Raw genomic sequence first — 14,864 nt, forward strand, 5'->3', positions numbered from 1 at the left:
CAAGCGATTAGAGGAAGAGGCGCGCAAGAAGGAAGAGGAAGAACGCAAGCGCAGAGAAGAAGAGGAGCGCAAGCGGTTAGAGGAAGAGGCGCGCAAGAAGGAAGAGGAAGAACGCAAACGCCGTGAGGAAGAGGAACGGCTGCGCCGCGAAGAAGAAGAGCGTAAGCGCAAAGAAGAGGAAGAACGCAAGCGCAGAGAAGAAGAGGAGCGCAAGCGGTTAGAGGAAGAGGCGCGCAAGAAGGAAGAAGAGGAACGTAAACGCCGCGAGGAAGAGGAACGGCTGCGCCGCGAAGAAGAAGAGCGTAAGCGCAAAGAAGAGGAAGAACGCAAGCGCAAAGAAGAGGAAGAGCGCAAGCGGTTAGAGGAAGAGGCGCGCAAGAAGGAAGAAGAGGAACGTAAACGCCGCGAGGAAGAGGAACGGCTGCGCCGCGAAGAAGAAGAGCGTAAGCGCAAAGAAGAGGAAGAACGCAAACGCAGAGAAGAGGAAGAACGCAAAACCGCAAATGTCATCCAATATCCTAAACAATCCCAAGAACATGAGGTTAGAGGTGGTAATATGCCAATGAATGGTTTCACTTTCAGCTATGTATGCAATTGGTCCGAGGAAATCAATGGAGAAGTTCGCACTTATAAAGCAACTTGCACCCAGCAGGATAATACATTCGAGATCGAGTGGGCATCGGACCAGAATCAGCAAGCGATCCAGCTGTCCGTGGACGGTTTCCGTCAACTCTCTCATTGGTTCAATGAGATCCTGAAACAAACCGGCATGAAGGACGATCGCGGTTGATTCCCGTCACGATCGGTCTATTCTTCCTCGGTTTGCTGTTCGGCTCATTCTTCAACGTAGTAGGAATCCGTCTGCCGGCAGGGCAATCCGTGGTGAGCCCGCCCTCATCCTGTCCATCCTGCGGCAGACGGCTTTCGGCGAAGGATCTCATCCCTGTGGTCAGCTGGCTGTTCCAGCGGGGGCGCTGCAGAACCTGCGGCGAGCCGATCTCACCGCTGTATCTGCTCGGAGAACTGGCAACAGGGATCGGATATGCGGCACTGCCCCATCTGATCCAGGACTTGCCGGAATTGCTGTTTGCTTATGTATTCATCTCGGTGATGATCATCATCACGATCAGCGATCTGAGATACCAGATCATCCCGAATAAGATCATCTATCCGATGATCGTGCTGACGCTGATCTACCGTATCTTGTATCATCCTTTGCCGATGTGGGAGTACTTGTCCGGATTTGCCATTGGGGGCGGCATGCTGCTCCTCGTATCCGTGATCGGCCGCTGGATGGGCAAGCCGAATGCCATGGGCGGCGGAGATGTGAAGTTGATGGCGTGGATCGGGCTGGCCGGGGGATTGCAGATGATCTTGCTCTGCATCTTCTTATCTTCGCTGATTGGATTCTTGGTTGGCGTTATTTTACTTTGGTCCCGCAAGCTGGCGTCGACCGCGATCCCTTTTGGACCGTTCATCGCGATTGGGGCATGTGTTTCCTTGATGCTGCATGAGACGATTTTTACTTGGTATCTAGGCCTGTTTATTTAAGTTTGGAATTCCTATAAAAATAGGCTGATCATCGCGAAAATCGATATAAATCTACAACATTCCCAACATTTTGATAAAACCTATTGAAATTATATCTAAATATATTATAATTATTGTAGGGAAAAACTGGAATTAAAAACTTGACCAATTTATTACAGTCATGGTGTTGTGTTGTCGCTTGTGAGGCCTATCGGTATGAAAGCGCATTCTCGGGAAACAGTTTATCCTATGACATAAGGTAGTGATGGACATGTTTAATCGAACGGTTAATGATCGAATGCTGATGGGTAAGTACAGTGTGTCTGACACGGAACTTATTCAACTGCATGAGCGATCAAGCCTGGAAGGGATCTCCAAACAGGCGGAAGGCGTGCGGTACCGGCTCCAGGGAGGACTTCTGGATAGTTTCCTGGAGCGGAACAAGAACCTGATCCAATTGATGATCAGGAAGAAGTCGCTTTACACGAATTCCTTCCATTTCCCTTACCTCATCATGCTGGCGGACCACAACGGCGTGGTTCAGTACATCGACGGGGATGAGGAATCGGTCAATGAGGCCGACAGCAGATTCAATATCGGCGTTGGCTCATCGATGGGGATCAGCAGTGCCGGTACGAACGCGATCTCGGCTTCGATCTACCTGAAGCGGCCTACTTGCCTGATGGGAATGCATCATTATCTTAAGATTTTCAGCAGCTGGGTAAGCATCTGTATCCCGATCTATTCTTCCAAGGATGAGCCGTTGACTTATCTGATGTTCGCAAGCGGGCATAAGATTCCCTACTTGTTCTTGATTCCTTTCCTTGAGACGCTGGCTTCTTACCTACAGACAGAAGTGCGGAAATATGATCTGAAAGAGATCGAGTGGCTGATGGAGGAATCCATCGAACGCAGCTTAGGTCACTACAACCTGAGCAACCGCGAGAAGGAAGTCGCCAAGTACTGGCTCATGGATCTCGACTATCGGCAGATCGCGGACATCGTCGGGATCAGCGAGCATACGGTGCGCGTCTATGTCGGGAAGATCAACAGCAAGTTAGGCGTTAAGTCGAAGGCCTCGTTTATCTTGAAGGTACTTATAGGTATATAAATGACGATACATATGGATTTAAATTCTAACACCCTATTCATTAAGCTCTTTTTGCCGATGCAGCGAAAGCTGTCGGTGAAAGGAGCTTTTTTGTTGCTGCCGGCTCGGCCCAATTCTGTTACCCGTCCAAAAGTTCACGATGAGAGACGCATATTGTTGTATCAACGAACTAGATTGGAGGGCTGACGCATGCGTATGATCGCCAGCAAGTGGAAAAAATTCGATGTGCTTAGAAGACATCGCGGTGTGGCCAGACATATCCCGTACATGCGGCCTTTCAGCGAATCGGCGTTACGCGAGATGCTGCAACGATTTCGCTTCGTCGTAGCCAAGCCATACGTGGGAACCGGCGGGGGAGGCGTCATCAAGATCGCTCGAACCGGGGACGGCAGGTACTTGACTCATTATCGATTCCAAGAGATCATGCATCCATCCTGGGGCAGCTTGCTCCGCTATATCAACCGCATACGACGGAGGCGACAGTATATGATCCAGCAGGGGATTGATCTTGCTACTGTTAATGGACGCCGCGTCGATTATCGGGTGAAGATCGTCAAGCGGCCCTCGGGCCACTGGCATATCACGGCTTTCGTAGCGCGGCTGGCGCGGCCGGGGTTGTTCGTGACGAATCTTGCCCAAGGCGGAGAGTTGATGTCGGGGCGCAGGGCGCTGAAGTCAGCCTTCCCCAAGTTAGCGGCGGACAAAAGGCTGACGATGACCGGCGTCGCTCGCACTTGTACGAAACTCCTCGAACAGCGCTATCCCGGCATCGGACAACTGGGGTATGACTTCGGCATCGACAAACGGGGCACGGTGTGGATCTTGGAAGTGAATACCCGTCCGCATTAAGGTAAAGTGACAGGCAGAAGGTATGGACGATGAAATTCTCCCCGCCAGCGCAACTATATGACCAATAATGAAGTAACATTATGTAGATATGATGTAACCATGCGATGAAAGAACCTTGCAGATCTGGACAAATAGCAAGATGGAGGTCATATGGATGCGCCGATGGAGTAGATTCTGGGCGATGATCGCGCTGTGTGCGATCCTGCTGCAGCTTCCCCTGTCGATCCAAGCTGCAGAGCAAATGAGAGCCTCTGGATTCCCCGATTTATCTCCTAAACATTGGGCCTATGAGACGATCACTTGGGCTGCGGGACGCGGGATCCTCAGCGGTCTGCCGAATGGACACGCTGCCCCGGACCGCTTAGTGACGCAAGCGGAGCTCACCGCGATGCTCATACGGGCCTTCATACCGGGTACCGACTATGACAAGGAGTACAAGAGGCTGCGAGTACCTGCCGGGTCCGCATGGGATCAACGGGATTATCTGTTTGCTGAGAAGATGAATTGGGCAGTGAAGGCAGACCGCCGCACACAGACGGTGAATCGCGGCGAGGCTGCGGAACTCCTCGTCAGCGTGATGGGGCTGAATTGTACGAAGCATGGAGCGATCCAATACCTGTTAGATGAAGGGCTGGCCCGCGGCAAGACATCGGCGTCTCTTGCAGGGTTTCGAGCCGGCGATCCGCTCAGCCGTGCCGAAGCGGTGACCTTCATCTATCGACTCGTTCAGGCGGGCGTCGAGGCGGCACCGCGTCCATTGACGGCTTCTGCTGCGTGTACCATCAGCAGTCAGGAGTTAAAGGATATCGCCGTGAGCGGGGTCATGATGCATGATTCAGAACAAACGGTGCTTGATCGGCTTGGCCAACCTAATCTGAAAGTGATCAGCCAATACGGCTTTGAATGGTATATATACAACGATGACTATGAGCATTACGTGCAAGTCGGCATACAAAGCGGCAAAGTGGTAGGTCTCTTGACAAACGCACGGAATTGGCAAACACCGCAGGGCATCGGTCCTGATTCAACCTATCAGGATGTCGTAAAGGCGTACGGGGAGCCGCTGGAGTACATCCTGAAGGGCAATACGCGGTATATGCAGGCGGCGGATCATGATGAACAGTCAGTCTATCAGCAGAAGGACTACTATCTTACTTTTTATTATGATAAGCATGAAGATCATCGGATCCTGGCAGTTCAGCTCATCGATCGACGTGTTGAAGAGCAGCTGAGGGGATTCTATGGTCAAGCCAGCGATGAGTTAACCAAGAGTTTCGAACGGCAGGTCTTCGAGCTGGCCAATGTCAGCAGGGTGATGCATGGTCTTGAACCTTTCACTTGGGATGACAGGGCTGCGTCTGCCGCTCGCAAGCACAGCAAGAACATGGCTGTGCAAGCCTTTTTCAGTCATACGGATTTAGCGGGACGATCCCCTTTTGACCGTATGAAGAGTGAAGGAATCCTCTACAGTACGGCTGCAGAGAATATCGCCTACGGGCAGCGGGATGCTCTGGAGGTTCATGCCGGCTGGATGAATTCGAAGAGCGGTCATCGGGAGAGCCTGCTCGGTTCCTATGAGAGACTTGGAGTTGGTGTCTATCTAGCCAGCGACGGCACACCATACTACACACAGAACTTCTATACACCGCGTACGGTACTTGGCCTTAACCGATAGAAATGGATCGAGTCAGACATCGCACCAGGATGTCTGATTTTTTTATTTGTATAATTTCATCGCTACAACTCTTTTTGTCCGGGTCTAGAATGGTTCGGCAAGGCAATAATGTTTCACTAGACCCACTTGATTTTTCCAGTGTATGATGGAAGGCGTATAAAGGAGGTCATGCACGAGTGGAGACCCAAGAACGAAGCAGAGTTGGTGAACGTGCGGTCTGGCTGAGCATATCAGCCTATATTCTAATGGCGGCGGTGAAGATCGCCATCGCTTATGTCTATCATTCCAATGCCCTTCTTGCCGATGGATTTAACAATTCCACGGATGTGCTCGCCTCTGCCGCGATCCTCATCGGACTGCGCATCGCTCGCAAGCCGCCGGATGAAGATCACAGGTACGGGCATTCCCGCGCAGAGACCGTGGCTTCGTTGGTAGCTTCTTTTATCATTGCCCTGGTGGGCTTGCAGGTCATCATCAGCACGATCGGTGAGATCGCCGATCACCGCTCGATTGAAGTGCCGGATATGGTAACGGCTTGGACGGCGCTGGGTTGCGGCATCTTAATCTATGTGGTTTATCTATATAATCTGCGGATAGCGAAGCGAACGAACAGCCTGGCGGTGCGGGCAGCTGCAATGGACAACCGGTCCGATGCCTGGGTGAGCTTCGGCGCCTTCATCGGCATCTCCGGATCGCAGTTCGGCCTGCCTTGGCTCGATCCCTTCACGGCATTGATCGTCGGCCTGCTCATCTGCAAGACCGCTTGGGAGATCTTTCGCGACAGTTCCCACGATTTGACCGACGGTTTCGACGAGCAGCTGCTGGAGCGATACCGGGAGACGATCAGAAGCACGCCGGGGGTTCGTTCGATTAAGAATGTCCGGGCGCGGATGTACGGGAACCAGATCTTCGTCGACGCGACGATCTATCTGGCGGATGAGGACATGAATGTTAGGGAGAGCCATCTCATCACGGAGGAGATCGAGATGCGCATGAATCAAGAACACGGCGTCGCCGAGACCCATATTCATATCGAACCTCGCAGCTGAGAGAAATGCCGGGCATCTGCTGAACGATGACATTCTGACCTCTTGAATTTATAATGTGGAGAGGGAGGTTAGAATGCGATGAATTTCATGGAGTTGGATTCGCCGGAGGAACGGCTGCAATTGATGCGGGAGCTGGCTTCTAAGTTTAGGGAGCAAGCGGAGCGCTATGATCGGGAAGGTTCCTTCGTTCATGAACATATAGAGGATCTGCGCCGTACGGGGTATACGGCGTTGACGGTTCCCCGCGCCTATGGGGGCAAGGAGATCAGTCTGTACGAGATGGTTCGCCTGCAGGAGATCCTGGCAACGGGGGATGGTTCCACAGCCCTGGCCATCGGCTGGCATGTGGGGATCATGAAGAATCTCGCTGAGAAGAACAGCTGGGACGAGAAGATCTTTCGCATGTTGTGTGAAGACGTGATGAAGGGTGCGCTGATCAACAGTGCGGCCACCGAACCGGCAACGGGGAGCCCGACTAGGGGCGGCAGCTTCCAGACGAAGGCCGTTCGCGATACTGACGGCAGCTGGGTGCTGAGCGGTCGCAAGACCTTCACGACGATGGCGCCGGTGCTGGATTATTTCCTCGTGAATCTGACTGTGGAATCGACGGATCGGGCAGCCAGCGTCCTGGTGCCGAGGTCGGCTGCCGGCCTCAGGATCGAAGAAACCTGGGACAGCGCGGCGATGCGCGGGACGGGCAGCCATGACCTGGTCCTGGAAGAGGTGCGTGTACCGGAAGATCATCTCGTGGAATGGCTGGAACGGGGCAGCCGGCAAGCGGCGGGATGGCTGCTGCATATCCCCGCTTGTTATCTGGGCATCGCGCAGGCGGCGCAGAGCTACGCTGTCCAGTTCGCGCGGTCATACGCGCCGAACAGCCTGCGCGGCCCGATCATCGAGCTGCCGAATGTGCAGACGAAGATCGGCGAGATGGAGCTGGAGCTGATGCGCAGCCGGGAGTTCCTGTATGCGGTCGCCCGCCGCTGGGATGAAGCCGATGAAGCAGCGCGCAAGGCGATGAAGCCGGAACTCAGCGCGGTGAAGATGGCAGTCACCAATGCCGCCATCGTCGTCGTCGACCTGGCGATGCGCGTCGTCGGCGCGCACAGCTTGGCGCTGAGCAATCCGCTGCAGCGCTATTACCGGGATGTACGCGCAGGGCTGCATAATCCGCCGATGGATGATATGACGGTGCAGCTGCTCGCTCAGACGGCGATTCAGCGGGAAGGAACAGCATAAACACGAGCACAAGAAACGACCAAAAGGCCATCTCCTAAGAAATGCGAATCTCAGGAGATGGCCTTAGTTCATGGTTCACATCAGAAGTATCTGCGCGGCGTATAGTCCGTCACCTTCGCCAGGATCCCTTCGATGGCTTCGAGGAGATCAGGGGTTAAGGTGATCTCCACTGCCTTGACATTCTCGCGGATCTGTTCCGGCTTGGTCGCGCCGATGATCGCTGAGCTGACACCCGGATGGCGAAGCACCCAGGCGAGGGCGAGCTGGGACAGCTTCATTCCGGCTTCCTGGGCAAGCTTCTCGAGCTCACTTACGGCTTCGAGCACCGAGCGCTGCATATAGCGCTTGATCCCCTTGCTGCCCGTCTCGCTTGCGGCACGGCTGTCCGCCGGAATGTCGCGGCCGAGCTTGTATTTGCCCGTGAGCACGCCTTGCGCCAGCGGCGAGAAGACGACTTGTCCGATGCCGCGTGCTTCACACATCGGCAGGATCTCGTTCTCGATATATCGTTCGAACATGTTATAGATCGGCTGGTTCACAACGATTGGACGCAGATTGCGTTTATCGGCGATATGTACAGCATCGACGATCTGTGCCGCCGTCCATTCGCTTGTGCCGGCATAGAGGACCTTCCCCTGTGCGACCAAATCATCCAAAGCGCGGAGCGTCTCTTCCAGTGACGTCTCATCATCATAGCGATGGCAGAAATAAATATCCAGATAATCCGTACCGAGGCGTTTGAGACTGGCTTCGCACTGCTCGATGATATGCTTGCGCGATAGCCCGCGGTCGTTGGGGCCGTCACCCATTGGAAAATACACCTTCGAAGCTAATACATAGCTGGAACGGGGATAGGGTTTTAGAGCCTGCCCCATGGCGATCTCACCTTCACCGCGGTTATAGACATTCGCCGTATCGAAGAAATTGATGCCGCACTCGAAGGCGGTTCGCACACAGGCGTCCGCTGCCTCCTTCTCGATCGCTGTGCCATATGTCAGCCAGCTGCCGAGGGAGATCTCACTGACCTTCAGACCGCTGTTTCCTACTCTCCTATATTTCACTCGTCTCACCCTTTCCATTCTTTTAATCAATATTATACCATGCACTGCTGGGATGGACAGGGTGAGATGCAGAATCGGGATGCAGAATCTCCTTGACATATTGATAAAGTTATGCCATATGCATTATTAAGAGGATATTTTCTTTATTAACGATGGATTAAGTTTAGATGGACCAAGCGATCTGGCAATCTGATGCAGAACCGGAAGAAGATGAAGGCATCGAATAATGTTTGGGAGGTTAGATCCATGAGGTGCAAGTTCTGTTCTGGTTCGGGTATGGTGAGTTGTAAGGATTGCTCGGGTGAAGGTATTGCATTAGGTCATCAGAAATGTTCCGCTTGTTCAGGAAGTGGAAGCGTATCATGTGTGGAATGTGAAGGCAAAGGCAAGGTGAACTTCTTCAAGCGTGTGCTCAGAAGAGCATAACACCAAGACTGCAAACTGCCGGCTGATTAAGCCGGCGTTTTTTTGTGACAAAAACCCAAAATTCCAGTATCTTACTATAAGGGTTTCTGATAAAATAAATAAAAGCTAGAAATAAATGTTGACGGTGGATCGCCTTTATCCTATAATTCATACATAAATACTTGGGATTAAAATCTCGATACATACCACATCGTCTAAAGCGTCCTCAGAGGCTCGTGAAGATCGTGGTCGGATATGTTCTGAAGAAGGGATGCGATCCAGTTGTTATTACCGGCAGCAGCTGTCGTGATAGCTTTGTTTTTTGCGATGAATATCGGTGCCAGCGGAGCAGCAGCGACGATGGGCGTCGCCTATGGCAGCGGCGCGGTGCCGTATAGGCGCATCGCCCTTTGCTTGGCGGCCGTCGGCGTCTTCGCAGGGGCTTATCTCGGCGGCGGTGAAGTGGTGAAAACCCTGGGTGAAGGGATCGTACCCTCGGAGCTGTTGTCCGTGCAGCTGGTCATCATCATCTTGTTATCGGCAACGTTGACCCTGTTCATCGCGAATCTCCTCGGCATCCCGCTCTCCACCAGTGAAGTGACCGTGGGCGCCGTAGTTGGTGTAGGGGTCGCATATCAGAAGCTGTACGTGAGCAATGTACTGACGATCGTCTCCTTCTGGTTCATCGTACCGATCGCTGCCTTGCTGCTGGCTTGGATCGGGGGATGGTTCATCCGCCGCTTGGAGCATAAGGACCATCGCTGGCGGGGCATCGGCAACGGACGCTGGAAGAAGTTTCTGATGGCGCTCGTCATCCTCATGGGTGTGTTCGAAGCCTTCTCAGCAGGGATGAACAATGTCGCCAATGCCGTCGGTCCCCTCGTCGGTGCGGGCCTGCTTGATGCGGAATCCGGCATCTTCTGGGGCGGACTGTTCGTCGCCTTGGGGGCAATCCTGCTCGGCGGCCGCGTTGTGGAGACGAACGGCAAGAAGATCACGAATCTCTCCCTTCTGCAAGGCTCGTATATCTCCGGAACCGGCGGACTGCTGGTGACCATCGCTTCGATCTACGGCATTCCGGTGCCGCTCACCCAGGTCACGACGACAGCGATCATGGGCATCGGCATCGCAGAACATGGGTTTCGCATCTGGCAGCGTAACATCATCGCGAAGATCCTCAAGGTATGGCTGGTTTCCCCATTGGTGTCGCTGGTCTTCTCTTATATGCTGGTGAAGATCTTCATCGATCCCGATCCGTTCATCGTCGTGTTGCTGTTTGCGGCATTGATCGCCACTTTGGGGCTGAAGAGCCTGTATCAGACGGTGCGCTCGGAGAAACGAATGATCCACGAAGACGGCGGCGGGATCTGAAGCAGGTTCACGAAGTTGAAGTTGGTCATGGGCTGAGGTTGGTGCATTCGATTGATGTTTTTGTTCAAAAGGTTGATGGAGTTAGTTGATTAGGTTGATGGAGTTGGTTCATTAGGACTGCTCTTAGGTTCACGGGCTTCACGGGCTCGGTCCTGGAGCAGTTTTTTGTTGGAAACTTTTGCACGATTTTGGGGCGATCGATTCCCAATATGAGGTTAAGAAGCGAGTCCGCTCATTCAGGGGTGATTCATGTATAATTTAATTAGGACAGATTCGGTTGAAAGCGAGGAAACGGGAATGAAATTCATACATACAGCTGATTGGCATCTGGGAAAAATCGTGCAAGGCGTCTATATGACGGAAGATCAGCGTTATGTCTTGGAACAACTGCTGAAAACCATCGAACAGGAGCGGCCTGATGCGGTGATCATCGCGGGGGATATCTACGATCGAGCAGTACCGCCTGCAGAGGCGGTGGAACTGCTGGACGAATGGCTGGAGAGGGTCGTCATCGATTTTGCGACACCGGTACTGGCGATCGCCGGCAATCATGACAGTCCTGATCGCTTGGATTTTGCCACACGAATCATGGAAGGACAGGGCCTGCATCTTGCTGGTCAGCTGAAACGGGAGATCAAGCCCGTCGTGCTGCACGATGATGCCGGTGAAGTACATGTGTACTTAGTGCCGTATGCAGACCCGGCCTGGGTGAGGTATCTGTGGGATGACGAGTCGATACGCACCCATGATGATGCATTGCGCGCAGTGCTTAGCAGCATCGCTGAGGGGCTCGATCCGAAGGCGCGCCATGTGCTTGTTGGACATGCCTTCGTAACTCCGGGAGGAGAGCCGTCGGAGAACACCAGCGACTCGGAACGTCCGCTTTCCGTGGGCGGAGCCGAACAGGTGCATGCGGAATATTTTGCGCCGTTTCATTATACGGCGTTGGGCCACCTCCATCAGGCGCACCACGTGCTCACGGAGAGGATCCGTTATGCGGGGTCGCCGCTGAAATATTCGATATCGGAAGAACATCATGTCAAGGGGTATTACATGGTGGAGCTTGATGCGAATGGCGCGGTCAAGGTTGAGAAGCGCACGCTGACACCGCGGCGCGATCTGCGCAGGGTCACGGCGTCTCTGGAAGAGATTCAATCCCACCCGGTAAATGAAGATTATGTGTTCGTGACGTTGACCGATGAGCATCCGGTGCTGTTCCCGATGGAGAAGATCCGTGCGGTCTATCCTAATGCGATGCATGTGGAACGGCAGATCCGCATACCGTCAGACGGTGAATCCGGTATACAGAAGGGAATGTCCAAGGTGAAGCGGGAGTCGGATCCGGCGGCATTGTTTGAAGGTTTCTATAAAGAGGTATTAGGCAGGGAATTAGATGATGAACTGAGGAGCATCTTCGCAGTGACCTATGATGAACTGCTCCGCGAGGAGGGGGAACGGGCATGAGACCACTTCGCCTGCGGATGACGGCTTTCGGTCCTTACAGGCAGCAAGAAGAGATCGACTTTACGCAACTTGGCGACCGGCGGCTGTTCGTCATCTCGGGGATGACGGGCTCGGGGAAAACGACGATCTTCGACGCGATCACCTATGCTTTGTACGGTTCTGCCAGCGGTGAGGACCGGGCGGATTTCCGCTTGCTTCGAAGCCACTTCGCAGACGAGGATACGCATACTTCGGTGGACTTCAGCTTCGCTGCAGGAAAGCGCACCTATCGCGTGTTCCGGCAGATGGCTCACCGCAAAGGCAACAACAAGCATGAGACCGGTGCGAAGGTTGAACTCTATGAGACGACCAGCGGTGAAGAGGTGCCCTGTGCGAGATTCACCGTCAGCGATGTGAATGCGAAGATCGAATCGATCATCGGTTTGACCAGAGAACAATTCATTCAGATCGTGATGCTCCCGCAAGGAGAATTCCGCAAGCTGCTTACCTCCGATACGGAGAACAAAGAAGAGATCCTGCGCCGGATCTTCCGCACGGAGCGTTATCAGAAGCTGGAGGAGAAGTTCTATGAGAAAAGCCGGCGGCTGAGAGAAGAAGTACAGGAAGCAGCTTCCAGGCTGCAGGTACATATGCAGCATGCTGCGGACAGCTTTCCGCTGCGGGAGGACAGCGCGCTTGCCGCGACGCTTAAGCAGGACGTTTACAGCCCGCAGCAGCTGATCGAAGGCATCAAGCAGGAACAGGCTTACTATACAATGCAAGTAGAGACATTGCAGCTGCAGCATGAGGAAGAGTCGCAGCGATTAGCACGTATCGAGCAAGAATATCGAGCGGCAGAAGAGTTGAATCTGAAGTTCAAGCAGCGGGAGCGGATCCGGGAACGTATCGAGGAATTGCGAAGCCGGGATGAGGAGATGGTCGAACTCGAGCGGCGATTGAACATGGCGGATCTTGCGGTACGGATCACTCCTTATGAAGATCATGCAGCGATGGCAGCCAGCGACGTTCAAGCGAAGAAACAGATGCGGCAAGCACAGGAACAAAGCCTTGCGAAATTGGAACTAGAGCGGCAAGCTGCTGAACACGCTTATAAGTTGGAGGAGGCTCGTGCGGAGGAGAGGAAACAGCTTGAGCTTGAGCTGAATCGCATGCGTGAACTGCTTCCGTCCGTGCAGAAGCTTGGGAAGCTCAAGCGGGAAGCGGACAATCTGCAGGCGGAGAAGTCAGCCTTGGAGGGACAGTTGGCTGAGCTCGAGAAGCGGATCACGCGCATGAGAGCTGCTAAACAGGAATTGGATGAGCAGATCCAGCATCTGGAAGAGGAAACATCCCAGCTGCCGGCCCATGAGTTGGAACTTGAGCGGCTGCGGCATAAAGCCAGGATGCTGAAGGAGCTCATTCAGCTGGAGCAGCAGATGGCGGAATATGAGAAGCAGGAGAAGGCCGGTCAGGAGAAGCTGGAGGAGATAAGCCGGGAACACGATCGGATGGAGGCGGCTTGGATCGAGGGACAAGCAGGTCTATTGGCTATGCACTTGCAGGACGGCAAACCGTGTCCAGTATGCGGCAGTCTCGATCATCCGCAGAAGGCCGTGCTGCAAGAGGATCTGATGTCCCGCGAAGCGCTGATGCACCTGAAGGAACAGCTGCGGCAGGCCGAACAGGAGGTGCATGCCGCTGCTGCCCAGGTCGCCGCCGCCCGCGGTACTTGGCAGAATCGGGCAGAGCTGCTTGATGAATATGGAATCGCACCGCAGGGGCTGGAAGAGCAGCTGCAAGCGGTGATCGCAGAAGGCAAGGAACTGTCATCTAAGACCGAGCTGTTGAGGAATAAGGCACAGCAGCTGGGGGAACTGCGGCGTCAGCGGCAAGGGATAGAACAGCAGCTGGACCAGAAACAAAGGGAGCGGGATGGCGTCGCTGCGCACTTGCAGGAAACCGCGCTGCAGTACAGCAAGCAGCAAGCGCTGTGGGAGAGCGAATGGCAGCGAATCCCCGAGACGATGCGCGATCCTGGGCAAGTCGAGAAGGGGATCGCCGATCTGGAGAAGCGGCTGCAGGAGCGGCTGACCGCATGGCAGCAAGCGCAGGCTCGGTTGCAGGAGGCGGAGAAGCGGCAAGTTGAAGCGGCAGCGCAGCTGGCAAGCGTTGAGAAGCAGCTGTCAGAAGCGGTGGATAAGGAGGCGCAGGCGCTGCAGCGCTTCGCAGAGGAGCTTGCCAAGGCGGGCTTCGCGGGAGCAGATGCGTACCGGCAAGCGAAGATGCCGGAAGCGGAGCGTAAGGCAGGTCTGGAGCAGCTGCAGGAACATCGCCGGAATCTGATGCTTCTGCAGGGTCAGCTGTCTGAGCTGGATCATGCGTTGCAGGGGCGTGAGCCGATTGAGCTGGGGGCATTGGAGCAGGGGATCGCTGAGGCGAAACAGCGCTTAGAGAAGATCACCTATGCACGGCAGAATGCTCAGCGCTATGCAGAGGAGACGGTGAAATGGGCGGCGACGATCGAACAAGCGGCTGCCCGCACCAGTGAGCTTGAGCGGGAGCATGGCAAGGTTCAGGAGTTGTATCAGATGATCAAAGGGGATAATCCACGCAGGATGTCCTTTGAGCGCTATATTTTGATCGATTATCTAGAGCAGATCCTGCACGCGGCCAATGTGCGGCTCGAACAGCTGTCCAACGGCCAATACAGGCTGATGCGCAGTGATCGTCTGGAAGCACGAGGCCGGCAGAGCGGTTTAGGCTTGGATGTCTATGACGCATACACCGGACAGAACCGCGATGTGAAGTCCCTCTCCGGCGGCGAGAAATTCAACGCCTCTTTAGCCTTGGCGCTCGGCATGACGGATGTAATCCAGTCCCATCAAGGCGGGGTGTCGATCGAGATGATGTTCATCGACGAGGGCTTTGGTTCCTTGGACGAAGAAGCCTTGCACAAGGCGATCGCCGCGCTGATCGATCTCCAGGCCGCCGGCCGCATGATCGGCGTCATCTCGCACGTCGCGGAGCTGAAGGAAGCCTTCCCGGCGGTCTTGGAAGTCACGAAGACGAAGGAAGGCTGCAGCCGCACGAAGCTGATCTTGAAGTGAGTGCAAAGCTGCGGCATGATAGCT

The 14,864-nt window shown here is 54.3% G+C and carries 10 protein-coding genes and 1 pseudogene; 10 read left to right on the plus strand and 1 reads right to left on the minus strand.

Annotation, left to right across the window (positions count from 1 at the left end):
• From PRECH8_RS00005 to PRECH8_RS00035, 7 genes and pseudogenes are all read left to right on the plus strand, one after another.
• Positions 1-790: pseudogene (locus PRECH8_RS00005) on the plus strand (hypothetical protein); the annotation flags it as partial.
• Positions 787-1,551 (plus strand): prepilin peptidase, encoded by a 765-nt coding sequence (locus PRECH8_RS00010; RefSeq protein ID WP_200965009.1) that lies wholly within the window; start codon positions 787-789, stop codon positions 1,549-1,551. The pseudogene PRECH8_RS00005 and the gene PRECH8_RS00010, both read left to right, overlap by 4 nt.
• 250 nt (positions 1,552-1,801) lie before the next feature.
• Positions 1,802-2,641 carry a helix-turn-helix transcriptional regulator gene (locus tag PRECH8_RS00015; protein WP_200965010.1) on the plus strand — a complete coding sequence of 280 codons (840 nt, stop codon included), beginning with the start codon at positions 1,802-1,804 and terminating at the stop codon, positions 2,639-2,641.
• Between the two features lie 189 nt (positions 2,642-2,830).
• On the plus strand, positions 2,831-3,490 hold the full coding sequence (locus PRECH8_RS00020; protein WP_200965011.1) for a YheC/YheD family protein: 660 nt from the start codon (positions 2,831-2,833) through the stop codon (positions 3,488-3,490).
• A gap of 154 nt (positions 3,491-3,644) precedes the next feature.
• Positions 3,645-5,165, plus strand: a complete 1,521-nt coding sequence (locus tag PRECH8_RS00025; protein ID WP_200965012.1) for a CAP-associated domain-containing protein — start codon at positions 3,645-3,647, stop codon at positions 5,163-5,165.
• 176 nt (positions 5,166-5,341) lie between these two features.
• Complete coding sequence (locus PRECH8_RS00030) at positions 5,342-6,214, plus strand: cation diffusion facilitator family transporter (RefSeq protein WP_242457343.1); 873 nt, start codon at positions 5,342-5,344, stop codon at positions 6,212-6,214.
• Between the two features lie 78 nt (positions 6,215-6,292).
• The gene (locus PRECH8_RS00035) at positions 6,293-7,453 is read left to right on the plus strand and encodes an acyl-CoA dehydrogenase family protein (RefSeq protein WP_200965013.1); all 1,161 of its coding nucleotides are present in this window, start codon (positions 6,293-6,295) and stop codon (positions 7,451-7,453) included.
• Between the two features lie 80 nt (positions 7,454-7,533).
• Here the strand turns inward: PRECH8_RS00035 and PRECH8_RS00040 are convergent, their stop codons facing one another.
• Positions 7,534-8,514, minus strand: a complete 981-nt coding sequence (locus PRECH8_RS00040) for an aldo/keto reductase family protein (RefSeq protein WP_200965014.1) — start codon at positions 8,512-8,514, stop codon at positions 7,534-7,536.
• A 687-nt stretch (positions 8,515-9,201) separates the two neighbouring features.
• Here PRECH8_RS00040 and cysP point away from each other — a divergent pair.
• From cysP to PRECH8_RS00055, 3 genes are all read left to right on the plus strand, one after another.
• Positions 9,202-10,290: a sulfate permease gene (gene cysP, locus PRECH8_RS00045; protein WP_276569073.1), complete on the plus strand. Its 1,089-nt coding sequence runs from the start codon at positions 9,202-9,204 to the stop codon at positions 10,288-10,290.
• Positions 10,291-10,587: 297 nt separating this feature from the next.
• Positions 10,588-11,754 (plus strand): exonuclease SbcCD subunit D, encoded by a 1,167-nt coding sequence (locus PRECH8_RS00050; RefSeq protein ID WP_200965015.1) that lies wholly within the window; start codon positions 10,588-10,590, stop codon positions 11,752-11,754.
• The gene (locus tag PRECH8_RS00055; protein ID WP_200965016.1) at positions 11,751-14,840 is read left to right on the plus strand and encodes an AAA family ATPase; all 3,090 of its coding nucleotides are present in this window, start codon (positions 11,751-11,753) and stop codon (positions 14,838-14,840) included. The genes PRECH8_RS00050 and PRECH8_RS00055 overlap by 4 nt, the downstream gene beginning before the upstream one ends.
• The last annotated feature ends 24 nt before the right edge of the window (positions 14,841-14,864 follow it).

The organism is Insulibacter thermoxylanivorax, assembly GCF_015472005.1.
Taxonomy (GTDB): Bacteria; Bacillota; Bacilli; order Paenibacillales; family DA-C8; genus Insulibacter; species Insulibacter thermoxylanivorax.

Excerpts from the sequence above, each read along its gene's own strand:
- PRECH8_RS00055 (WP_200965016.1), top strand. The coding sequence starts at position 11,751 with ATGAGACCACTTCGCCTGCGGATGACGGCTTTCGGTCCTTACAGGCAG.
- PRECH8_RS00025 (WP_200965012.1), top strand. The coding sequence starts at position 3,645 with ATGCGCCGATGGAGTAGATTCTGGGCGATGATCGCGCTGTGTGCGATC.
- PRECH8_RS00015 (WP_200965010.1), top strand. The coding sequence starts at position 1,802 with ATGTTTAATCGAACGGTTAATGATCGAATGCTGATGGGTAAGTACAGT.
- PRECH8_RS00035 (WP_200965013.1), top strand. The coding sequence starts at position 6,293 with ATGAATTTCATGGAGTTGGATTCGCCGGAGGAACGGCTGCAATTGATG.
- PRECH8_RS00050 (WP_200965015.1), top strand. The coding sequence starts at position 10,588 with ATGAAATTCATACATACAGCTGATTGGCATCTGGGAAAAATCGTGCAA.
- PRECH8_RS00020 (WP_200965011.1), top strand. The coding sequence starts at position 2,831 with ATGCGTATGATCGCCAGCAAGTGGAAAAAATTCGATGTGCTTAGAAGA.